This is a genomic window from Pseudoxanthomonas dokdonensis (assembly GCF_001431405.1).
Classification (GTDB): Bacteria; Pseudomonadota; Gammaproteobacteria; order Xanthomonadales; family Xanthomonadaceae; genus Pseudoxanthomonas_A; species Pseudoxanthomonas_A dokdonensis.
This window is the reverse complement of record NZ_LDJL01000015.1, coordinates 96,877-116,676: the sequence shown is the minus strand read 5'-3', so window position 1 is coordinate 116,676 and position 19,800 is coordinate 96,877. Positions and strand designations below refer to the sequence as shown.

22 protein-coding genes and 1 pseudogene are annotated in these 19,800 nt (G+C 66.1%); 12 read left to right on the top strand and 11 right to left on the bottom strand.

Annotation, left to right across the window (positions count from 1 at the left end):
- Positions 1-529: 529 nt before the first annotated feature.
- From ABB29_RS13535 to aroE, 4 genes are all read left to right on the top strand, one after another.
- Complete coding sequence (locus tag ABB29_RS13535; RefSeq protein WP_057659940.1) at positions 530-982, top strand: post-PEP-CTERM-1 domain-containing protein; 453 nt, start codon at positions 530-532, stop codon at positions 980-982.
- The gene (locus ABB29_RS13530) at positions 975-2,591 is read left to right on the top strand and encodes a PA domain-containing protein (RefSeq protein WP_057659938.1); all 1,617 of its coding nucleotides are present in this window, start codon (positions 975-977) and stop codon (positions 2,589-2,591) included. Before ABB29_RS13535 ends, ABB29_RS13530 begins: the two co-directional genes overlap by 8 nt.
- A 108-nt stretch (positions 2,592-2,699) precedes the next feature.
- Complete coding sequence (gene hemB, locus ABB29_RS13525) at positions 2,700-3,695, top strand: porphobilinogen synthase (RefSeq protein ID WP_057659935.1); 996 nt, start codon at positions 2,700-2,702, stop codon at positions 3,693-3,695.
- A 121-nt stretch (positions 3,696-3,816) separates the two neighbouring features.
- Positions 3,817-4,665, top strand: coding sequence for a shikimate dehydrogenase (gene aroE / locus ABB29_RS13520; protein WP_057660061.1), 849 nt, complete (start codon positions 3,817-3,819; stop codon positions 4,663-4,665).
- 88 nt (positions 4,666-4,753) lie between these two features.
- Here aroE and ABB29_RS13515 read toward each other — a convergent pair whose 3' ends face one another.
- The 9 genes from ABB29_RS13515 to ABB29_RS13475 all read right to left on the bottom strand — a co-directional run bounded on the left by ABB29_RS13515 (position 4,754) and on the right by ABB29_RS13475 (position 13,397).
- Positions 4,754-6,055: a DUF58 domain-containing protein gene (locus tag ABB29_RS13515; RefSeq protein ID WP_057659934.1), complete on the bottom strand. Its 1,302-nt coding sequence runs from the start codon at positions 6,053-6,055 to the stop codon at positions 4,754-4,756.
- 67 nt (positions 6,056-6,122) lie between these two features.
- Positions 6,123-7,109 carry an AAA family ATPase gene (locus ABB29_RS13510; protein ID WP_057659932.1) on the bottom strand — a complete coding sequence of 329 codons (987 nt, stop codon included), beginning with the start codon at positions 7,107-7,109 and terminating at the stop codon, positions 6,123-6,125.
- A complete protein-coding gene (locus ABB29_RS13505; RefSeq protein ID WP_057660059.1) occupies positions 7,106-8,299 on the bottom strand; it encodes a DUF4350 domain-containing protein in 1,194 nt (397 codons plus the stop codon). Before ABB29_RS13505 ends, ABB29_RS13510 begins: the two co-directional genes overlap by 4 nt.
- Positions 8,296-9,927 (bottom strand): hypothetical protein, encoded by a 1,632-nt coding sequence (locus ABB29_RS13500; RefSeq protein WP_057659930.1) that lies wholly within the window; start codon positions 9,925-9,927, stop codon positions 8,296-8,298. The genes ABB29_RS13505 and ABB29_RS13500 overlap by 4 nt, the downstream gene beginning before the upstream one ends.
- Positions 9,917-10,915 carry a stage II sporulation protein M gene (locus tag ABB29_RS13495; RefSeq protein ID WP_057659928.1) on the bottom strand — a complete coding sequence of 333 codons (999 nt, stop codon included), beginning with the start codon at positions 10,913-10,915 and terminating at the stop codon, positions 9,917-9,919. The genes ABB29_RS13500 and ABB29_RS13495 overlap by 11 nt, the downstream gene beginning before the upstream one ends.
- Positions 10,912-11,592: an RDD family protein gene (locus tag ABB29_RS13490; RefSeq protein WP_057659926.1), complete on the bottom strand. Its 681-nt coding sequence runs from the start codon at positions 11,590-11,592 to the stop codon at positions 10,912-10,914. Before ABB29_RS13490 ends, ABB29_RS13495 begins: the two co-directional genes overlap by 4 nt.
- A 151-nt stretch (positions 11,593-11,743) precedes the next feature.
- Entirely contained in the window at positions 11,744-12,286 is a 543-nt protein-coding gene (locus ABB29_RS13485; RefSeq protein ID WP_057659924.1) for a gamma carbonic anhydrase family protein, read from the bottom strand.
- Between the two features lie 73 nt (positions 12,287-12,359).
- Complete coding sequence (locus ABB29_RS13480) at positions 12,360-12,962, bottom strand: DUF2242 domain-containing protein (protein WP_057659923.1); 603 nt, start codon at positions 12,960-12,962, stop codon at positions 12,360-12,362.
- 117 nt (positions 12,963-13,079) lie between these two features.
- Positions 13,080-13,397 carry a hypothetical protein gene (locus tag ABB29_RS13475; protein WP_057659921.1) on the bottom strand — a complete coding sequence of 106 codons (318 nt, stop codon included), beginning with the start codon at positions 13,395-13,397 and terminating at the stop codon, positions 13,080-13,082.
- Positions 13,398-13,581: 184 nt separating this feature from the next.
- Between ABB29_RS13475 and xth the strand changes: the two genes are divergently transcribed.
- Positions 13,582-14,352 carry an exodeoxyribonuclease III gene (gene xth, locus ABB29_RS13470; RefSeq protein WP_057659919.1) on the top strand — a complete coding sequence of 257 codons (771 nt, stop codon included), beginning with the start codon at positions 13,582-13,584 and terminating at the stop codon, positions 14,350-14,352.
- A 119-nt stretch (positions 14,353-14,471) separates the two neighbouring features.
- Here xth and ABB29_RS16810 read toward each other — a convergent pair whose 3' ends face one another.
- Both ABB29_RS16810 and ABB29_RS16805 read right to left on the bottom strand, forming a co-directional pair.
- Complete coding sequence (locus ABB29_RS16810; RefSeq protein ID WP_425414776.1) at positions 14,472-14,642, bottom strand: GlsB/YeaQ/YmgE family stress response membrane protein; 171 nt, start codon at positions 14,640-14,642, stop codon at positions 14,472-14,474.
- A pseudogene (locus tag ABB29_RS16805) lies at positions 14,624-14,741 on the bottom strand (GlsB/YeaQ/YmgE family stress response membrane protein); the annotation flags it as partial. The gene ABB29_RS16810 and the pseudogene ABB29_RS16805, both read right to left, overlap by 19 nt.
- Positions 14,742-14,972: 231 nt before the next feature.
- On the opposite strand from ABB29_RS16805, the gene ABB29_RS13460 reads away from it, so the two are divergent.
- The 7 genes from ABB29_RS13460 (at position 14,973) to ABB29_RS16435 (ending at position 19,719) form a co-directional block, all read left to right on the top strand.
- A complete protein-coding gene (locus ABB29_RS13460; protein ID WP_083487910.1) occupies positions 14,973-15,668 on the top strand; it encodes a 4'-phosphopantetheinyl transferase family protein in 696 nt (231 codons plus the stop codon).
- Positions 15,631-16,305 (top strand): 16S rRNA (guanine(527)-N(7))-methyltransferase RsmG, encoded by a 675-nt coding sequence (rsmG, locus tag ABB29_RS13455; protein WP_057659915.1) that lies wholly within the window; start codon positions 15,631-15,633, stop codon positions 16,303-16,305. The genes ABB29_RS13460 and rsmG overlap by 38 nt, the downstream gene beginning before the upstream one ends.
- 56 nt (positions 16,306-16,361) lie before the next feature.
- Positions 16,362-17,159 carry a ParA family protein gene (locus ABB29_RS13450; RefSeq protein WP_057659913.1) on the top strand — a complete coding sequence of 266 codons (798 nt, stop codon included), beginning with the start codon at positions 16,362-16,364 and terminating at the stop codon, positions 17,157-17,159.
- Positions 17,159-18,061: a ParB/RepB/Spo0J family partition protein gene (locus tag ABB29_RS13445; RefSeq protein ID WP_057659911.1), complete on the top strand. Its 903-nt coding sequence runs from the start codon at positions 17,159-17,161 to the stop codon at positions 18,059-18,061. Before ABB29_RS13450 ends, ABB29_RS13445 begins: the two co-directional genes overlap by 1 nt.
- Positions 18,062-18,169: 108 nt before the next feature.
- Complete coding sequence (locus ABB29_RS13440; RefSeq protein ID WP_057660057.1) at positions 18,170-18,886, top strand: glycosyltransferase family 2 protein; 717 nt, start codon at positions 18,170-18,172, stop codon at positions 18,884-18,886.
- Between the two features lie 31 nt (positions 18,887-18,917).
- Entirely contained in the window at positions 18,918-19,262 is a 345-nt protein-coding gene (locus ABB29_RS13435; RefSeq protein ID WP_057659910.1) for a lipid-A-disaccharide synthase N-terminal domain-containing protein, read from the top strand.
- A gap of 70 nt (positions 19,263-19,332) precedes the next feature.
- Positions 19,333-19,719, top strand: a complete 387-nt coding sequence (locus ABB29_RS16435; protein WP_157062661.1) for a hypothetical protein — start codon at positions 19,333-19,335, stop codon at positions 19,717-19,719.
- Positions 19,720-19,800: the final 81 nt, after the last annotated feature.

Here is a 19,800-nt window from a genome sequence, read left to right as displayed (position 1 = left end):
CTGAAGCCGACCGGCGCCCAATGGGCGCCGGTTTTTTTCTGGACATCGCCGGTATCCCGCTGCCTCCCGGTGTGCACAGGCCGGGATTGGCGGCACTACCAACGGTATCCAGGCCATTGCATCCATCTGCAGCACTGTCGGGCGAGCTTGTCGTCGACCAGGCGCAGCGAATCCGCATCATGCACGGGTGATGAAACCACGCGCCCCGCGCATGCAAGGCCTCTTCGCAGTCACAATAACCGGCGTCATGGCCAATTCCAGACTTGTTGCCGACGCTGCACCTGACAGCCGGCAGTGGCTTCAGAACGCGGCTGTCAGGCCTTGTTTCGATCATCGCGTCGCGGTCGGCGTTGCCTCGTCGACGTCACAGGAAATGCGTTGGTTGAATGTGAACTGAACTCGATCGCACACTCGAAAGTCGATCAGCTTTGCATCGTCCTGCTGATCGTCTTACGCCCGCAACACGGGAATCGGGAAGTCACCGCTCCCGGATTCGGGCCGCCCCTGCCGTTATGCCAAGGAGTGTGCAATGCGTCATCCCATCATCCAGCCATCATGGCTTTTCGCGAGCGTCCTCGTCGTCGCCGGTGCCCACGCCGGTGAACAGGTCGCGCCTGCCGCCGTTGTCGACGACAGCGCCAGCGCCAACCAGATCGTCAGCATCGACCAGGCCACCGGCCAGCTGCGCGCACCGACCGCTGCCGAGCGTCAACAGCTGCAGCAAGCAGCCAAAGCCAGCAACCGTCGCCAGGCCGAACCACGTCTGGCCAGCAAGAAAGGTTTCGTCGCACCGGCCAGTGAAAGCGCGGCAATGGCCAGCAAGCGCCAGCTCAGCAATGGCGGTACCAGCATGCAGGTGCCGGAGAGCTACATGAGCCACCTGACGGTCAGCCGCGACAGCAGTGGTCAGCTGCATATCCAGCACCAGGATGAGCACGCCACCGCAACCAATGACAACAGCATGGAGGCTGACCATGAATAAGTCTTTCCTGATTCCCGGCGCACTGGCCGCCGCCATTGCCCTGGCTTCGGCCGCCCCGGCGCACGGCGCCGAATTGATCCTGGTCAGCGGCGACGTCGGCACCGGCACCGGCCTGGAAGATCCCAGCCCGCGCACCCCGATCGGCCTCAACCCCGGCACCACGCTGGGCGAACAACGCACCCTGGTTTACGAATTCGCCATGCAGATGTGGGGCGCGGTGCTGGAAAGCCAGGTGCCGGTATACATCGGCGCTTCGTTCCAGGCACTGCCGTGTACCGCCACCGGCGCGGTACTCGGCTCAGCCGGCACCACCAATGTGTTCGCTGACTTCGCCCCGGGGATTGCCGCCGACACCTGGTATCCCTCGGCATTGGCTGATGCGATTGCCGGCAGCGAACTCAATCCGGACACCATCGACATCAATTCGCGCTTCAACAGCAACCTCGGCCAGCCCAACTGCCTGGCCGGCAGCGAGTGGTATTACGGCCTGGATGGAAAGGCGCCGGCCGGCACCATCAACTTCCTCAATGTGGTGATGCACGAGATCGGCCATGGCCTGGGCATGCAGGGGCTGGCCAGTTCCGATGGCAGCCTGTATGGCGACATGAATAATATCTATGCCAACCACGCCTACAACAACACGCTGGGCAAGGCGTTTCCGGATATGGACGATGCCGAGCGCGCCCAGGCACTGGTCGACAACGGCAACACCGTATGGATCGGCCAGCAGGTCAACCAGCAGGCCGCACTGGTGCTGGATAATCTGACTTCGTTGCTGGTGAGTGCACCGGCGGCGGCGGCGGGCGGCTATGAAATGGGTACTGCTTCCTTCGGTGTGGTTGCCAACGACAGTTCATTCAATGGCAGCATCGTGGCGGCTGTCGATGGCGGTACCTCGGGCAGCGACGGCTGCGAGGCCATCAGCAATCCGGACGAGATTGCCGGCAACATCGCACTGGTTGATCGCGGCAACTGCACCTTCGCTTCCAAGGCCGTCAACGTGCAGGCGGCTGGTGCCACGGGCGTGATCGTGGTCAACACCGCCGACGCGGTCCAGGGCATGGGCGGCATCGATCCCAGCGTCACCATTCCGGCGATTCTCGTGGCCAAGAGCACCGGTGACCTATTGCGCGCCAATCTGCCCGCGCAGGCCACTGTCGGCAAGGACCCGAACCGTCTGCAAGGTGCCGACAGCGAAGGCCGCGTGCGTCTGTACGCACCCAATCCGTACGAAAGTGGCTCATCGTTCTCGCACTTCGATGAAGCCTTGCAGCCGAGCGCGTTGATGGAACCACGTGCCACCGCTGGACTGCAGTCGCAGGTCAATGTGGATCTGACCCCGGCCCTGTACCAGGACCTCGGTTGGAGCATCAACCCCGGCAACGCGCTGGTCGGTGACTGCGACACCGGCGTGGATGTGTTCGAGGAAGGTGGCCTGGTGGCGGGTGCCAACGTACAGGCGTGGAATGCGTTGTGCGCCACGACCCAGCCCGACAGCCGTCGTTACCAGCGCTGCATGGCCAGCTACGTCAAGCAGGCCCAGCAGGCCGGCGTGCTGGATCGCAATTCCGGCAACAAGGTCCTGCGCTGCGTAACCAACAAGCGCTGAACAAACGCGTGAGAACAGCAAACCGGCGTCCCTTGGGGCGCCGGTTTCTGTTTGGCTAGAGCGTGCCCGGCGGGGGGCGTATCATGGCCGGCAGACAAGGAGCACTGCATGGCCTATCCACACACCCGTCCGCGGCGCATGCGCCGTGACGATTTCTCCCGCCGGTTGATGCGCGAGAACGTACTGACCAGCAACGATCTGATTTATCCGGTGTTCGTCCACGAACTGGCCGGCCGGCAGGCCATTCCGTCGATGCCCGGCATCGAGCGGGTTTCGATTGACGAGTTGCTGGAAGTCGCCGAACAGGCATGCAGCCTGCGCATCCCGGCGCTGGCACTGTTTCCGGTCACCGCACCGGAAGCCAAGTCACTGCAGGCCGAAGCCGCGTGGGACGACGAGGGACTGGCGCAGCGCGCGGTGCGTGCGCTCAAGCAGCGCTTCCCGCAACTGGGGGTGATTACCGACGTCGCCCTGGATCCGTTCACCACCCATGGCCAGGACGGCATCATCGATGACAGCGGTTATGTCATCAACGACGTCACCGTGCAGGCACTGGTCAAGCAGGCGCTGTCGCATGCCCGTGCCGGCGCCGACGTGGTCGCCCCCAGCGACATGATGGATGGACGCATCGGCGCCATCCGCGCGGCGCTGGAAGACGGCGGTTTCGTGCATACCCGGATCATGGCGTACTCGGCCAAGTATGCGTCGGCGTTCTACGGCCCGTTCCGCGACGCGGTCGGCAGTGCCGGCAACCTCGGCAAGGGCAACAAGTTCAACTACCAGATGGACCCGGCCAATCTCGACGAAGCGCTGCATGAAGTGGCGCTGGATCTGGAAGAAGGCGCCGATATGGTCATGGTCAAGCCGGGCATGCCATACCTGGACGTGGTGCGCAGGGTCAAGGACGAGTTCGCGGTACCGACGTTCGCTTACCAGGTCAGCGGCGAGTACGCGATGCTCAAGGCAGCGTACGGCAACGGCTGGCTGGACGAAAAAAGCTGCACGCTGGAAGCATTGACCGCGTTCAAGCGCGCCGGTGCCGATGGCATCCTGACCTATTTCGCACTCGACGCCGCGCGCTGGCTGCGCGAGGCCGACGCCTGATGCCGGCACGGCCTGTCGTGGCAAGACAGGCACCCGGCGCAGACGTTTCTTTTACTTCCGCCCGCAGATACTCCCGTCGCACTGACTGGCGATGCATACTGCCGGGGCAACCATCAAGGGGATACCCATGAGTCGTTACGCTGTATTTGGCCATCCGATTGCCCACTCGCTGTCACCGCGCATCCATGCGCAGTTCGGCAAGCAACGCGATATCGCGGTGACCTATGCCACCGTCGATGTCGAACCGGCGGATCTTGGCGAAGCGCTGGAGCGCTTTGCCCAGCAGGGTGGCGTCGGCGCCAACATCACGCTGCCGCTGAAAGAAGCTGCCTACGCCCTGTGCAGCCAGCTCAGCGAGCGCGCGCAACGCTGCGGCGCGGTCAACACGCTGACCCGGGTCGAAGGCCAGTGGCATGGCGACAATACCGACGGTCAAGGCCTGGTCCGCGATCTGACCGGCCGCCATGGCCTGGATCTGCGTGCACGGCGGGCACTGATGCTGGGCGCTGGCGGTGCCGCGCACGGGGTGGCCCCGGCGCTGCTGGATGCCGGCATCCGCGAACTGATCATCGTCAACCGCACCTCCGAACGCGCTGACGCGCTGGCTGACAAGCTGGGCATGCCCAAGCGCGCGCATTCGCGCTACTGGGAAGACCTGGGCTCGCTGGGCGATTTCGAACTGATCGTCAACGCCACCTCCGCCTCGCGCGGCGGCAGCGATGCATTCGACCTGCCTTTCAGCCTGACCAACTCGCGCACGCTGGCGGTCGACCTGAATTATGGCGAGGCATCGATTCCGTTCCTGGCCTGGGCCCGCGCGGCCGGCTGCCATGATGCCGTCGATGGCCTGGGCATGCTGGTCGAACAGGCGGCGGACAGTTTCCGGCTGTGGCACGGCGAGCGTCCGGACACCGATCCGGCCTACGCGATGCTGCGTGAGATCAATCCGCTGCTGGTCACCGCCGACTAGCGCCAGAGCGCAGGGCCGGGCAACTCATCGCAACATCCCGGCGGTCCTGGTTTGCCGGCGACCGCACGGGCTTGCCAGCGCTCCGTCGCTACAGCAATCCATCGCGTTTGACCGCCAGGTAGCGTTCGACCAGGGCGGCCGGCAGATCCTTGCTGGCCACGTCGATCACCATCACGCCTTGCCGGCGCAAGCGTTCGTGGGCATCGCTGCGTTGCTGCAGGTAGCGCGCCACCGCCCCGGCGTGGACGGCATCGGTCAAGTCCCGCACCGGCTGCGCCAGCGCCTGCTGCAACTCGACTTCGCGCAGGCTGGCCACGCACACCAGGTGGCGCTTCTGTAGCAGGCGCACGGCCAGCAGCAGTTCTTCGATATCTTCGTCGCGCACGTTGGTCACCAGCATCACCAGGCAGCGGCGGCGCTGGCGCAGTGACAGCTCGGTGGCCGCCTGCAGATAATCGATCGCCACCGGCTGCGGCTGCAGGTCGTAGCTGGCACGCAGCAATACATCAATGGCCGCCGCACCGCGCTGTGGCGGCACCCAGCGCGATGCGCCGCCGCTGGCCATCAGGCCAACCGCATCGCCCTGGCGCAGGGCCAGGTATGACACCACCAGCGCGGCGTTGAGGATCTGATCGAAATGCGCCAGCCCGCCTTCGCGCGCCATCATTCGCCGGCCGGTATCCAGCAGCATCACCACCTGCTGGTTCCTTTCATCCTGGTACTCGCGTGAGATCAGCTTGCGGGTGCGCGCGGTCGCTTTCCAGTCAATCTGGCGCAGGCTGTCGCCCACCCGGTATTCGCGCATCTGGTTGAAGTCGGTGCCTTCGCCGCGTCGCCGCTTGAGGTGTGCGCCGACCAGGTGCGAGGCCTGGTCGGCACTGAACAAGGCGAAGCGGGTCAACGGCGCGAAATCCGGATACACCCGTACCTGCCGCGCGGTACCCAGCATCCGCGATTGCCGCCACAGCCGCCATGGCGAATACAGTCGCAGCTGGGTACCGGCAAATACCGCATCGCCGCGTTCGCCCGGGCGCAGCCGGTAGTACAGCGTCAGCTGCCGGCCGGCGTTGATGCGATGGGTCTGCGGCAGTCCTTCGCTCCACCAGTGACCGGGGTGCAGATCGAACACCTGCAGCCGCAGCGGATGCGACGGCGAGGCCAGCGACAGCGCGATGCTGCGCTCGACATCCAGCGCCAGTGCATCCGGCAGTTCGCGCTCGACCTCGGGACTGGGCAGGCGCAGCAGCCGCCAGCCATCGAGCAGCGCCAAAGCCGCGATCGCCAGACCGCTCCACTGCCACGCATGCAGCGGCAGCAGCTCCAGCACCACCGCCAGGCCGCACAGCGCCCACAGCAGCAATGCCGGCAACAGCAGCGGGCCCGGCCTCATCCGCATGCGCTCCGGGCAAAGAATGTCGCGATGGCCCGATGCCGGCCACTGCGGAACGCCAGCCGGATCATTTGCGCGGTGCTTCCACTTTGGCCAGCAGCGCGCGCAGCGCATCGTCGGCCGACTGGCCTTCGATCTGCAGTTCCGGAGCCAGGCTGATGCGATGACGCAGCGCTGGCAACGCAATCTCGCGGACATCGTCCGGGGTCACGAAGTCGCGTCCCTGCAACACCGCCTGCGCCCGCGCCGCGCGTACCAGCGCCAGGCTGCCGCGCGGTCCGGCGCCGAGCGCGATGCCCGGCCACTGGCGGCTGGCGGCAACAATGCGTACCGCGTAGTCGAGAACCTGCGGATCCACGGTCACACGTGCGGTACCGCGCTGCATCGCGCTGATGTCATCGCCGGTCAGGACCTTCTGCACGCTGGACAGATCAAAATCGCTGGCGGCGCGACCGCTGGTGATCGCTTCGACCATGCGCTTTTCATCTTCCAGCGACGGATAGTCGATCAGGATCTTCAGCAGGAAGCGATCCAGCTGCGCTTCCGGCAACGGATAGGTACCCTCCTGCTCGACCGGATTCTGGGTCGCCAGCGCCATGAACGGCGGTGGCAGCGCGAACGGTTTGCCTTCGATGGTGACCTGGCCTTCCTGCATCACTTCCAGCAATGCCGACTGGGTCTTGGCCGGTGCGCGGTTGATCTCGTCGGCCAGCAGCAGGTGGGTGAAGATCGGCCCGCGCCGGATCTTGAAGCTCTCGGTCTTCGGGTCGTAGACGGCATGGCCACTGATGTCGCTGGGCATCAGGTCCGGGGTGAACTGGACCCGCGCATAGCCCAGATCCAATGCCTGTCCCAGCGCGCGCACCAGCAGTGTCTTGCCCAGGCCCGGCACGCCCTCGATCAGGACATGGCCGCCGGCCAGCAATGCGATCAGGATCTGATCCAGGACCTCGGGCTGGCCAACGAATGCCTGCGACACTTGATCGCGTACCTGTGCGGCCTTGTCGGCCAGGGCCTGGCCACTCAGCGTGGTGGCGACGGAATGCTCGCTCATAGTTGGTTTCTCATCTGGACAAGGGTGGAGATACGCTCGCGGAAGCCGTGGTGGTCATGCGCCGCCGGCGTCTGCAGGGCGTCGCGAATCTGGCTGGCTGGCAATCCCAGGCGTTCGGCGATGGCTTGCACCCGCGGCTCGCCACTGAGCGCGGCGGCGACCGGATCGCGACGCCGCAGGCGCAGCAGGAACGCCTGGCGCACGGCTTCGTGCAGCAACACGCCGCGGCCATAGCGGTACAGGTGATCGCCGCTGGCGCGTACGTGTTCCAGCAGCGATCGCCGTGCGGTTGCCGGTGCCGGCAGCAACGGACCCAGTCGCTGCATGCGCATCCACAGCCAGGCCAGCAACGCCAGCAGCAGTGGCAACCACACCGGCCAACCGCGGCTCAGGATGAGGTGCAGCAACGAAGGCATCCGCGCCGCATAGACCAGGTGCATGGTGCCGCGACCGTAATTGGGGGCCAGCAGCTGGCGCGCCAATGCCCGATGGGGGCCGTCACGCAGGCCGCCGGTCGGTGGCTGGCTCAGGTCGGCGCCCAGCAGGCCGTCGCCACGACCGCCGCCGTTGTCGAGGAAATCGAAATCAGCCACTACATCGACACGACCCTGCCCGTGGGCCAGGCGCGCATAGACCAGTCCGATGTTGTCGTCGCCCCACTGCAGCTCGGGCGTGTGCTGCTGCGAATGGAAACGGCTGCCGCGACAGAACTCGATGTGCTCCTCTTCGCCCGCCACCTGCAACGCCACGCAGCGCGCAGGCTGCTCTTCGGTGGTCAGCGACTGGATACCGATGGCCTGCAGCAACGGGACGTCGATACCGTCGTTGACCCGGCGCGGCGGCGGGGTACGCACCAGCAGGTGGCCACCGCTTGCGACCCACTCCAGCAACTGGCGGCTTTCCGATGCCAGCAGGTGTCCGGGATCGCTGTACAGCAACACGGTGTCGCCGGGTTGCAGCCGGTGATTGCGCAAATCCAGCCGTTGCCGCGACACCGCCTTGACCCCATCGGCCAGCAGGGTCTGCCTGAGTGCATAAAGCGGGTTGTAGGCGGCTTCGCCGATCGCTGGCAGATATATGGTTTTCTCGACCTGCCGGTAGTTGCGCGACAGCCACACGCCGGCGGCGACCAATGCGATCAACAGCAGCGATGCCGCGATCCAGACAGACAGGTGACGGCGGCGGCTCATGCCGGCCACCGGTAGCCCTGCCGCAACTGCTGCAGCAGGTCGTGGAATTCATCGTCGCCCGGCAGTTGCCGGGCATAGGCAGCGTACTGCCAGACCCGGACCATGCGCGCGAACAGTTGTCGTTGCGCGGGGTCGTGGATGCGCCTCGACGCACGCAGGCACTGCGCCTCGGTCGCTGCTGGCGGCAGTACCACCTGCGCCAGCGTGCTCATGCTGTCGACACTGGCGCGGTACAGCAGCGCCAATGCGTTGCGTTGTTGGCCATCGCGCCACAGCCGCAATGCACTGCCGGCGATATCGTCCGGCAGCGACTCCGGCAACGGCAGCGCTTGTTGCTGCGCCGGTTGCAACGACGTTCGTCCAGGCAGGCGTTGGCCGCGCATCCATGGCCACCAGTAACGCAGGGTCGCCAACAACAGGACTACCAGCGCCGCCAGCAACAGCCACAGTCCCCACTCGGCGATGAAAGCGGCAATGGCGGCGAAGCCCCGCAGCCACGGCTGGTTGGCCAGGCTGCGCTGTCCCGGTGGCTGTTTGTCGGCCTTGCCGCGCAGTTCCCAGCGGCTGCTGGTCCGCTTCTGGCCCAGCAGCGGATCCTGGTACGCACGCTCAGCGGCGCGCCGGAAAGCGCCGTCATCGACCTGCTGCTCGCCGAAGATCCCCGCCAGTGTCGCCGCCGCCGGCTTCGGCCTGGCCGCGTCGGCGGGGTCATCGGCATCCGTCTGGCGGTCGCGGTCGTCGGCGTGGCTGTCGCTCTGCCCGATTGTCGGTGTCAGTGCGATATCGGCCTGTTGCGCCTGCGCGAGCGATGACCAGCCAGCGGCACCCAAGGCCAGCACCAGCAACCATGGCGTGACCGCACTGGCCAGCCGCTGGCGCAGGCGCCGGAACACGATTTCCACCTCCCATGCTTCCAGTTGGGTGCGGCGATTGAGGTACAGGCCGAAACCGGCGCCGACGAAGAACGGCTCGACCACGCTGGTCGCCAGCCAGGCCACCGCGTTCAACGCCATCTGCGCCCACCACGGCGGCTGATCGATCATCAGCGCCCACATCGCACGCGCGGTTTCGGGCAGGTAATCGACCGGCGTGAACAGGAACACCAGCGCGATGCAGCCGAGGCTGATGACCATCTCGAAGTGCACGCAGACCAGGGTCAGCAACGCGGCGTGCCCGTACGCCGGTCCCGCCAGTACCGCATGGCGCCCGCGCACGTTGGCCGCTTTGCCGGCACTGCCGGTTTCCAGCAGGTCCACCGGCAGGTACAGAGAACGTACCGGGCTCAGCCGGCGCCAGGTCAGATGCTGCAGCATTGGCCGCCAGCCCCAGCCGCGCTGGGCGGCCAGCGTCTGCCGGGTGCTCGGCACCTGGCCGAACACCGCCCGCGACAGCACGTACAACGGAATGCGGTCGAAGACCGGCTTCAGCCACCACATCAGCAGTGCCGCCAACCAGATGCGATCGATTGCCCAGCACAGCAGGTTGAGCACGCAGAACAGCAGCAGGCTCATCCACAGCCACGGCAGGTAGATCGCCGCCGCATGCCGGCGCACCAGCGCCATGCCCAACTCCAGCGCCTCCCATCCGCTGCGCGCGCGCAGCTGCACCGTCAGCTGATCAATCCTCATCGCTGCTGCCCTGCCCCCCGCGCCACAACCACAGCGCGACCAGCGTCCACAACACACCGGACACGCTGAACTTGATCCAGCCCGGTATCGATTGCGTCGATGACCAGAACGCTTCGATGAAAGCCGCCAGCAGCAACATCAGGGCCACGCCCAGGCACAGCCGCGCACCGATGCGGCCGCCGTCGACCAGTGCCTGGATGCGACTGCGCCGGCCAGGTGCCAGCAGGTTGAAGCCCAGCCGCAGGCCGGCGCCACCGGCGATCACGATCGCGGTCAACTCGAACGGCGCATGGCCGGCGACGAAGCGGAACAACGGATCGCCGTAGCCAATCTGATACAGATGGCCAAACACCGCGCCAATGACCATGCCATTGAATATCAGCACCAGTATGCTGCCGACGCAGAACAGCAGCCCGCTGGCGAAGGTGCGCAGGCCGATACTGATGTTGTTCATGGTGTAGTGGCCGAACATCTGCCAGTCGCTGCCGCTTTCACGGCCCAGCGCGGAGTGGCTGGCGGAAGGATCGAAGCTGCGCTCGGCCTCGGCAATCTGCAGCGGATCCAGCACGGCGTGGATCAGTTCCGGGTGGATCTGCAGCAGCACGAACATCGCCAGCAGCGGCAGCACGAACAACGCGCAGGCCGCCCACATGCAGGCAGCCTGCTGCCGCACCAGTCGCGGAAAGCCGGCGAGAATGAAATACAGCGCGCGGCGCCAGTGCGGTGGCGGCGTCCGATACAGCAGCTGATGGCCATCCTGCATCAGTTGCTGCAGGCGCGCGGTGACCACCGGGCTGTAGCCACGACGCCGGGCCAGCGCCAGCTGCTCGCAGATACGGCGGTAACGTGCCGGTACATCCTCGTCATTGAGCTCGGACGTGTTGGCCTGTCGGCGTGCGAGGCGGGCACTTTCGCCACGCAGGCGCAGCCATTGCTCGAACGCGTCCCACTCGGGCTGGTGGCGGGCGACAAACTGTTCCTGCCTCATCGACGCCCCAGCAGCCAGTTGCTGATCGCATACAGCCGGACCACGCCGGACGGGCCGGTTGCCCCGCTCAGCCGGCCGGCGATGTCGGCCAGTTCAACCTGCCGCGCCGGTGCCAGAAACGGTGCGCGCTCGCCGAAGGCGATCACCGCCGCCTGTTCGTCCGGCTGCAGCGGCAGCGGCGGCGCCATCACCGACTCGATCGGCGCCGGCTGCGGCAGGTACTGCTTGCCGACATGGATGACCAGGGTGCCGGCGGCCATGTCGCCGAGACGGCGCGCATGCGGATCGGCCAAGCTCGCCAACAGCCCGACCATGTAGCCGAAAGGCAGCATGTCGACCGTGCGCAACAGGTTGCGGGTGATTGCCGGCAACCAGCCCAAAGGCGCGCCATCACTGGCGACCACGCGCAACCCCAGCGCGCGCTTGCCCAGCGTCTGCCCGTTCCAGGCCGCCTCCAGCACGATCGGGTACGCCCAGAACAGCAGGAACAACAGGATCAGGTAGATGCCCTGGCCCATCCTGCCTAGCAACGACAGCAGCATGCCCAGCATCATCAACACGCCCAGCCGCGCCACCATGTCGATGGCCCAGGCCAGCGCGCGCGGCACCGGCCCGGCGGCTGGCAACTGCAAGGCCACACCTTCCGGCGTGATGACTTCCAGGTAGGTGTCCAGCATCTCGGGTGCGCTCACGCGATCAGCCCGCCGAATCTGGGTTGTGTCATCTATCGTATTGGGCATCCTGCCAACCATCCCCTTGCGCCAAGGGCGCCGTCCCCGTCTTGGATGGACTTTAACCGCCCCCGCCGCCGTTGCCCACCCAGATATATCACTCGGCCTTGCCGCTCAGATAGCGATCCTTCAAGCGCAGGTAATGGCCCGAGGAGTAATGCAAACTCTCAATTTCCTTGTCGCTCAACTTGCGGGCGAACCGCGCCGGATTGCCCAGCCACAATTCCGCTTCGCCGACCTGCTTGCCCGGCCCGACCACCGCGCCGGCACCGACAAAGCCATAGCGGGCGATCGACGCACCATCGAGGATGCAGGCACCCATGCCAATCAGGCACAGGTCGGCAATCGTGCAGGCATGGATGATGGTGCCATGGCCGATGGTCACGTCTTCGCCAATCAAGGTCGGGTAGCCGGCCTTGTTGTAAGGGCTGTGGTGGCTGACATGGATGATGGTCCCGTCCTGCACGTTGGTCCGCGCACCGATGCGGATGTGGTTCACATCACCGCGGATCACGCACGCCGGCCATACCGAGACATCCTCGGCCAGGACCACGTCACCGATGACGGTCGCCGCCGGATCCACATACACCCGCGCACCCAGCTGCGGGATCTTGTCCAGATAGGGTCGTATCGCATTCATGCCGCTATTGTAGCGGGCCGTGGTGACAGGCCGCTTCGGGCCGTGCGCATGGAAGCGTTGGCGCTGCCGCCAGCTATTCCTGCGGCAGCACCGGATCCGGCGGGCCTTCGGGTTCGGGCGCTGGCGGTGGCGTCGCGGCTTCTGCCGGCGTGCCGGGCATGTAGAAGCTCACCCGCTCGAACAGGCGGCGGTAGAAATCCTGGTTCTGCACGGTGTTGCTGCCGACCCGGACCAGGTTGGCGTTGCTGCTGCCAATCGGCAGCGGCAGTGATACCGAGCCGATCATGCTGACCCCGACGCTGGCCGAATTGGACTGCGACTGCAGCGCATAGCGATCTTGCACCGCGTTGATGAAGACGATGGAACCGCCATCGGCGCGCGGCACGCAGGTCGCCAGCACCTTGAGCTGGGTATGTACATCGGACTCGGGCTGGAAATTCTTGGTCGCTTCGACCGACTCGGCGCTCAGGTTGCCGATGACGTAGCCCTGCCCCAGCAACGCACGGCGGGTCGCTTCGCAGGCGGTGGCCGGCGCCTGTGAATAGATCCGCGAATAGGTGTCTTCGGCACCGAAGGTCTCGCCCAGCGGCGGGGCTTCTTCCTTCCTGGCATTGGAACCACAGGCGGCGAGCGTGGTCGCCACGGCAACGGCAAGCAGGATGGAGCGGCAGGACAAGGCGGACGTCATGTGGGGTCTGGCGTTCTCGGGTCCGCCCGAGTGTAGCCACGGCACCTGCAAGCCACCTGAACACGCCATCACCTCGCCATGGGTACGCGTCGATGACACTCGCCATCATCCCTGCTGCCGGCGATACCAGTCGGCATACGGGGTATTGCGGGCCAGATGCCGGTTGAAGTCCGGGCTGCCATCGGTCCACCACACCGGGCCGCGCTCGCCCAGCGCGACCTTGGCCGCGTGCACCGCTGCGCGCGCCTGCGCCAGCTGTCCGGAATCGCCCTGGGCGAGCGCCTGCCTGACCGCACGCCGTGCCTGCATCAACCCCTGCACCAGCGCCTGCCGCTGGTCGCTGGGCAGATCCGGATTGCTGGTCCGCCACAGGCGCCCGCGCACGATCAGATAGCGTCCGTCAGGGGTGAACAGCTGGCTCACATCGAATCCACTTGCTGGCCGCAACAGTCTGGCCGCGATGATGCCACGCGCTGCTGCAAGTGCCGGTCACGCCCGGACCGGCGAATGACGATTCCCGCATCGGCAGGCGGTCGCCGCGCTGGCGCCACAGCGCGGCCGCGGGAGTCTGTAAAATCGCCGACACTTTCAAACAGGACACGCCCGGATGCGTATCGCCAGCTGGAACGTCAATTCGCTCAACGTGCGGCTGCCGCACCTGCAGCAGTGGCTGCGCGACACTGCGCCGGACGTGGTCGGCCTGCAGGAAACCAAACTAGAGGATCAACGCTTCCCCGATACCGCCCTGGCCGAACTCGGCTACCGCAGCGTGTTTGCCGGCCAGAAGACCTACAACGGCGTGGCGCTCCTGGCACGGCAACCGCTGGCCGACGTGCAGGTCGGCATTCCCGATTTTGCCGACGAGCAGAAGCGGGTGATTGCCGCCACCATCGGCGATGTGCGCGTGGTCAATCTGTACGTGGTCAATGGCCAGGACCTGGGCACCGACAAATACGCCTACAAGCTGCGTTGGCTGGAGGCGGTGCATGGCTGGCTGGCCGATGAGATACAACGTCATCCCAGACTGGTGGTGATGGGTGATTTCAACATCGCCCCGGATGAGCGCGACGTGTTCGATCCGGTCAAGTGGGGCGACCAGCACATCCTGACCTCGCTGGCCGAACGCGACGCGTTGCGTCGGCTGTACGCTCTGGGCCTGCACGATGCGTTCCGCCTGCATAACGATGAAGCCGGCATCTACAGCTGGTGGGATTACCGGATGGGCGGGCTGCGTCGCAACCTGGGCCTGCGCATCGATCTGACCCTGGTCTCCGATGCGCTGCGCGCCGAGGCCAGCGCGTCAGGCATCGATCGCGAACCACGCACCTGGGAACGTCCCAGCGATCACGCCCCGGCCTGGGTCAAGCTGGAGCGCTGACGCGCCTGGCCCGGAACAAACAAAGGCCCGGAAAACCGGGCCTTTGTGCTGCCACGTACCTTGGGTGCGTCTCGACTCGCGCACGCGGTCGCAGCCTTGCTCGTCGATGGTATTGCTCGTCAGCGCGCTCTCCCGCGCGTGAACAGATTGACGATCAACAGCAGGATCACGGCGCCAATCAGCGACGCCAGCAGCCCCATCAGGCTGAAATCACCGCTATTGGCGGTGCCCGAACCCAGCAGCGGTGCAATCAGCCAGCCGCCCAGGAACGAACCGATGATGCCGACCACGATGTTGAGGATGATGCCCTGCTGCGCATCGCGGCGCATGATGATGCTGGCCAACCAACCAATGATGCCGCCCACGATCAACCAAAGGATGAAACCCATACGTTTGACTCCTTCATACAGTAGGTGAGTGATCACATCCCGATCCGGGATGCCTCTGATTAGGCTGCCTTTGCCGTGAAACCGGTGTTAACTGCGGTGTTGCCCGCATCCTGCATCGCCGTTGATAGCGCCAATCCGGGTGCAATGCACGCCGCCGTGCACAACGCCGGCCGGGTCTGCAGTCGATCGCCTGTTCATGTATCGTCGAGCCATCCCCGCGCCGGCCCATCGATGTCCACGCCCCTGCCCGAAACCCACCACTGGCAATATGGTCCGGCCCGGATCTGGCTGCGACCGCATGTCCGCCGCCAGCGCGGCGAGCCCGGCGCACGCGAAGTGCTGGGCGCGGCGCTGCAACAACCACCCGCGCAATTGCCGATCCTGCGCGAGCCCGGCGGCCGGCCGCGGCTGGCATCGCCGCTGGCACATTACGACGTCAACTGGAGTCACAGTGGCGATGCGCTGCTGGTCGCGCTGGCGCAGGGCCATCGGGTCGGCGTCGATCTGGAGTGGATGCGCCCGCGGCCACGCCCGCGGGCGCTGGAAGTGGCGCGGCGGTTCTTCCATCCGCATGAAGTGGTGTGGCTGGAATCACTCGATCCCGGGCAACGCGAGACCGGTTTCCTGCGCCTGTGGTGCGCCAAGGAAGCCGTACTCAAGGCGATGGGCCACGGTCTGTCGTTCGGCCTGCACCGGCTGCTGCTGGTGCCGCGCGACCAGCAGATGACGCTGGTCCAGTGTGATCCGCAACTGGGCCGGCCGCAGGACTGGGAGGTACGCGAATGGCAGCCGGACCCCGGCTACCACGCCGCCGTCGCCTGGCATGCCAGCCTGCCGCCGGCGCTCGCTGCCGGGCCGCCAGCAGCGGACATCGGCGATAATGCCGGCGATGAACACACCCCCGAGCCCACCGGATTCCCCTTTTGATCACGCCCTCGTCAACGAGTTGCGGCAAGGCCTGAGCCTGCTGCAACTGGATGCCGATGCACTGGCGCCTCCCCTGCTGGCCTACCTGGCGCTGCTGGCTCGCTGGAACCGCACCTACAACCTCACCGCGATCCGCGACCCGCGCGAAATGGTGACACGGCACCTGCTCGACTCACTGGCGATGCACGGATTCGTCAGCAGCGGCCACCTGGCCGACCTCGGCACCGGCCCGGGCCTGCCCGGCATCCCGCTGGCCATCGCCCATCCACGGTTACAGGTGACCCTGGTCGAAAGCAACGGCAAGAAAGCCCGCTTCCTGCGCGAAGCAGTGCGCCAGCTGGGCCTGGGCAATGCCCGCGTGGCCGAGAGCCGGGCCGAGGCACTGGTCGAACCAGGCGCCTACGACATCATCACCGCGCGCGCACTGGACGTGCTGGACGGCATCATCGCCGTCGGCGGGCACCTGCTCAAACCCAATGGCAAGCTGCTGGCGATGAAGGGCGTGCTGCCGACCTCGGAGATTGCCGCATTGCCCGCCGGCTGGGGCGTCGAGGCAATCCTGCCGCTGGCGGTGCCGGGTTTGATCGGCGAGCGCCACCTTGTAATAGTGGGACGCACCGAGGCGAAACCCGCATAATCCCGGGTTCGACCCCGTTCCACCTCCCACTCTCCACAGACAAGGCGCTCACACGCATGGCCCGGATCATCGCGATTGCCAACCAGAAAGGCGGCGTCGGCAAGACCACCACTGCCGTCAACCTGGCCGCTGCCCTGGCGCGCGCGCCGCAGCGGGTGCTGCTGGTGGATCTGGACGCACAGGGCAACGCGACCATGGGCAGTGGCATCGACAAGCGCGAACTGGCGCACTCGACCTGCGATGTGCTGCTGCAGGAAACCGCGACCCGCGATGCCATCGTCGCCACTCCGGAGAACTTCGACCTGCTGCCGGGCAACATCGACCTGACCGCCGCCGAGATCCAGCTGATGAACGTCGATGGCCGCGAACAGAGGCTGAAGCAGGCGCTGGAAAGTGTCCGCGCCGATTACGACTTCATCATCATCGATTGCCCGCCGGCGCTGTCGCTGCTGACCTTGAACGCATTGACCGCCGCCGACTCGGTGCTTGTGCCGATGCAGTGCGAGTACTACGCGCTGGAAGGGCTGAGCGCGCTGATGGAAACCATCCAGGCGCTGCAGGCACGGCTCAACCCGGCATTGGAGATCGAAGGCGTGCTGCGGACCATGTTCGACGTGCGCAACAACCTGGCCAACGCGGTCTCGGCGGAGTTGACCGCCCATTTCGGCGACCGCGTGTTCCGCACCATCGTGCCGCGCAACGTGCGCGTGGCCGAAGCACCCAGCCATGGCCAGAGCATCGTCGGTTACGACCGCGCCTCGCGTGGCGGGGTCGCCTATCTCGGACTGGCCGGCGAAATCCTGCGCCGCCAGGCCGAGCGCAACAAACCAGTCAAACGAATGGAGTACGTGTGATGAGCGCCCCGAAGAAGCGCGGCCTCGGTCGCGGCCTGGAAGCCCTGCTTGGCCCCAAGGGCGCGGAAACGCCGCCCGCCGAGGCCCAGCCCGGCGAGGCGATGCGGACGCTGCCGGTGACCGCGCTGCAGCCGGGCAAGTACCAGCCGCGGATGGCGATGGATCCGGCCAAGCTGAGCGAGCTGGCCGAGTCGATCAAGGCCCAGGGCGTGATCCAGCCGGTGGTTGTGCGCGAGCTGGCACCGGGCCAGTTCGAGATCGTCGCCGGTGAACGCCGCTGGCGCGCCTCGCAGGAAGCCGGCCTGAGCGAAATCCCGGTAGTGGTGCGCGAGCTCGACGATCGCACCGTCATCGCCATGGCGCTGATCGAGAACATCCAGCGCGAAGATCTCAATCCGCTGGAAGAAGCGCAGTCGCTGCAACGGCTCATCAACGAGTTCGCGCTGACCCATGCCGAAGCCGCCAGCGCGGTCGGCCGCTCGCGTGCCGCGGTTTCCAACCTGCTGCGACTACTGGAACTGCCGCCGGCGATCCGCGCCTTGCTGGAAGCACGGCGGCTGGAAATGGGCCACGCCCGCGCGCTGCTGACGCTGTCGCCGGAGCTGGCCAGCAAGCTGGCATCCGAAGCTGCCGAACAAGGCTGGTCGGTGCGCGAGGTCGAACACCGCGCGCAGCAGTTCGCCGCCGGCAAGGTGCCGGTCAGCAGCAAGCGCAAGCCGAGCAAGGCGGTGGCGCCACAACCGGACATCCTGTCGCTGGAAACCGAGTTGTCGGAAAACCTCGGCACCCGGGTCAACATCGCCCACGGCCGCGGCGGCAAGGGCAAGCTGGTTATCCATTACAGCGACCTGGATACCCTCGACGGGGTGCTGGAAAAGCTGCGGCCGCGCCAGGACGGCTGAGCCGTACGGTATGGGTTAACGCAATTCCGACAGCGGCCACGGACAATAGCCCGCCCGCCGCGCCGTGCCACCGGATACACGTCCTTTGCCTGATGACCTGCTGACATGATGTCCCTACTTTCCGTGGTCGTACCGGTATTCAACGAGCGCGACAATGTCGCCCCGCTGGTACAGGAAATCGTCAGCGCGCTGGACGGTCGCGTGCCATTCGAAATCATCTATGTCGATGACTGCTCCAGCGATGACACCCTTGCCGTATTGCAGGCGCTGAAGATGCGGGTGCCGCAGCTGCGGGTCATTACGCATCAGCAGCAGAGCGGCCAGAGCACCGCCATCCGCAATGGCGTCAAGGCCGCGCGTGGCGCGTGGATCGCCACCCTCGATGGCGATGGCCAGAACGACCCGGCCGACATTCCCAAGCTGCTGCAGGCGCGCGAGGCCGGGCAGGCGCTGGTCAAGTTGTACGCCGGCTGGCGGGTCGAGCGCCGCGATACCGGCAGCAAGCGCTGGGCCAGCAAGTGGGCCAACGCGATCCGGGCGCGGATGCTGGCCGACGACACCCCCGATACCGGCTGCGGCATCAAACTGTTCGAGCGCGAAGCCTTCCTCGACCTGCCGTACTTCGATCACATGCACCGTTACCTGCCGGCACTGATGCAGCGCGCCGGCTGGCAGACCCTGAGCGTGCCGGTCAACCATCGCCATCGCACCACCGGCGTGTCCAAATACAACAACCTGGGCCGGGCGCTGGTCGGCATTGCCGATCTGCGTGGGGTCAGCTGGTTGATCAAACGGTCCCGGCGGACCGGCGTACGCGAACTGTGAGTCGCATCGTGCGTACGCCCCGGACAACGACATGATTGCCAGCAGCCTGCTCAACCAGGAGATCCTGTGGCTGCAGTGGAGCGGGCTGCACGTCACCGGCTGGAAGCTGATCGGCTACACCGGGGCCTTGATGTTCGGTGGTCGCTGGCTGGTCCAGTTCATTGCCTCTCGGCGCGCCGGCAAGCCGGTCATCCCGCGCCTGTTCTGGTACATGAGCGTGGTCGGCAGCCTGATGACGCTGAGCTATTTCCTGTTTTCCGCGAAACAGGACTCGGTCGGCGTGCTGCAGAACCTGTTCCCGGCCTTCACGGCCTTGTACAGCCTGCAACTGGACATCAAACACCGCGGCTGGCGGCGTCAGAAAGCCGGCCATTGAACACCGATGGCGCAGCGCCACCGGCCTCCGCGATTGTGTAACACGGCCACTGCTGGCTAACCTGTCACGCATGTCCGCTCGTCGCCACCGCCGCCAACCACTGCAGCACCTGCTGGTGTTGTGCGCGCTGCTGATGGCGACCCTGGCGCAGCCGGTGCTGGCCTCGGTGGCTGAGGTACACGAAGCCGTCCATCCGCTCGTCGATCACGGTCGCCATCAGCATGCGTTCGGTGATGCCTCCGATGCCGGCCAGGACGATCGCGGACAAGGCGAGGAACGCAGCCTGCTGCACGCGCTTGCCAGCGCCAACCACTGCTGCGGCCATGCGGTCGCCATCACCACTACCTTGCCGCGCCTGCCAGCAGCACTGGCTGCCGGCGATGTCGTGTTCGCCGTCCCTGCCGATCCCGCCGGTCGACTGATCGGCGGATTGTTCCGCCCACCCATCCGGATCTGACGCCACCCGCTCATCGCCACGCGCGCCGATGCCAGCCATCGCCCGCGGCGTGCATGGCTGTCGTTGACTGATCCGGAGAAT

Excerpts from the sequence above, each read along its gene's own strand:
- ABB29_RS13535 (WP_057659940.1), top strand. The coding sequence starts at position 530 with ATGCGTCATCCCATCATCCAGCCATCATGGCTTTTCGCGAGCGTCCTC.
- ABB29_RS13530 (WP_057659938.1), top strand. The coding sequence starts at position 975 with ATGAATAAGTCTTTCCTGATTCCCGGCGCACTGGCCGCCGCCATTGCC.
- hemB (WP_057659935.1), top strand. The coding sequence starts at position 2,700 with ATGGCCTATCCACACACCCGTCCGCGGCGCATGCGCCGTGACGATTTC.
- ABB29_RS13515 (WP_057659934.1), bottom strand. The coding sequence starts at position 6,055 with ATGAGGCCGGGCCCGCTGCTGTTGCCGGCATTGCTGCTGTGGGCGCTG.
- ABB29_RS13510 (WP_057659932.1), bottom strand. The coding sequence starts at position 7,109 with ATGAGCGAGCATTCCGTCGCCACCACGCTGAGTGGCCAGGCCCTGGCC.
- ABB29_RS13505 (WP_057660059.1), bottom strand. The coding sequence starts at position 8,299 with ATGAGCCGCCGCCGTCACCTGTCTGTCTGGATCGCGGCATCGCTGCTG.
- ABB29_RS13500 (WP_057659930.1), bottom strand. The coding sequence starts at position 9,927 with ATGAGGATTGATCAGCTGACGGTGCAGCTGCGCGCGCGCAGCGGATGG.
- ABB29_RS13495 (WP_057659928.1), bottom strand. The coding sequence starts at position 10,915 with ATGAGGCAGGAACAGTTTGTCGCCCGCCACCAGCCCGAGTGGGACGCG.
- ABB29_RS13490 (WP_057659926.1), bottom strand. The coding sequence starts at position 11,592 with ATGCTGGACACCTACCTGGAAGTCATCACGCCGGAAGGTGTGGCCTTG.
- ABB29_RS13485 (WP_057659924.1), bottom strand. The coding sequence starts at position 12,286 with ATGAATGCGATACGACCCTATCTGGACAAGATCCCGCAGCTGGGTGCG.
- xth (WP_057659919.1), top strand. The coding sequence starts at position 13,582 with ATGCGTATCGCCAGCTGGAACGTCAATTCGCTCAACGTGCGGCTGCCG.
- ABB29_RS13460 (WP_083487910.1), top strand. The coding sequence starts at position 14,973 with ATGTCCACGCCCCTGCCCGAAACCCACCACTGGCAATATGGTCCGGCC.
- rsmG (WP_057659915.1), top strand. The coding sequence starts at position 15,631 with ATGAACACACCCCCGAGCCCACCGGATTCCCCTTTTGATCACGCCCTC.
- ABB29_RS13450 (WP_057659913.1), top strand. The coding sequence starts at position 16,362 with ATGGCCCGGATCATCGCGATTGCCAACCAGAAAGGCGGCGTCGGCAAG.
- ABB29_RS13445 (WP_057659911.1), top strand. The coding sequence starts at position 17,159 with ATGAGCGCCCCGAAGAAGCGCGGCCTCGGTCGCGGCCTGGAAGCCCTG.
- ABB29_RS13440 (WP_057660057.1), top strand. The coding sequence starts at position 18,170 with ATGTCCCTACTTTCCGTGGTCGTACCGGTATTCAACGAGCGCGACAAT.
- ABB29_RS13435 (WP_057659910.1), top strand. The coding sequence starts at position 18,918 with ATGATTGCCAGCAGCCTGCTCAACCAGGAGATCCTGTGGCTGCAGTGG.
- ABB29_RS16435 (WP_157062661.1), top strand. The coding sequence starts at position 19,333 with ATGTCCGCTCGTCGCCACCGCCGCCAACCACTGCAGCACCTGCTGGTG.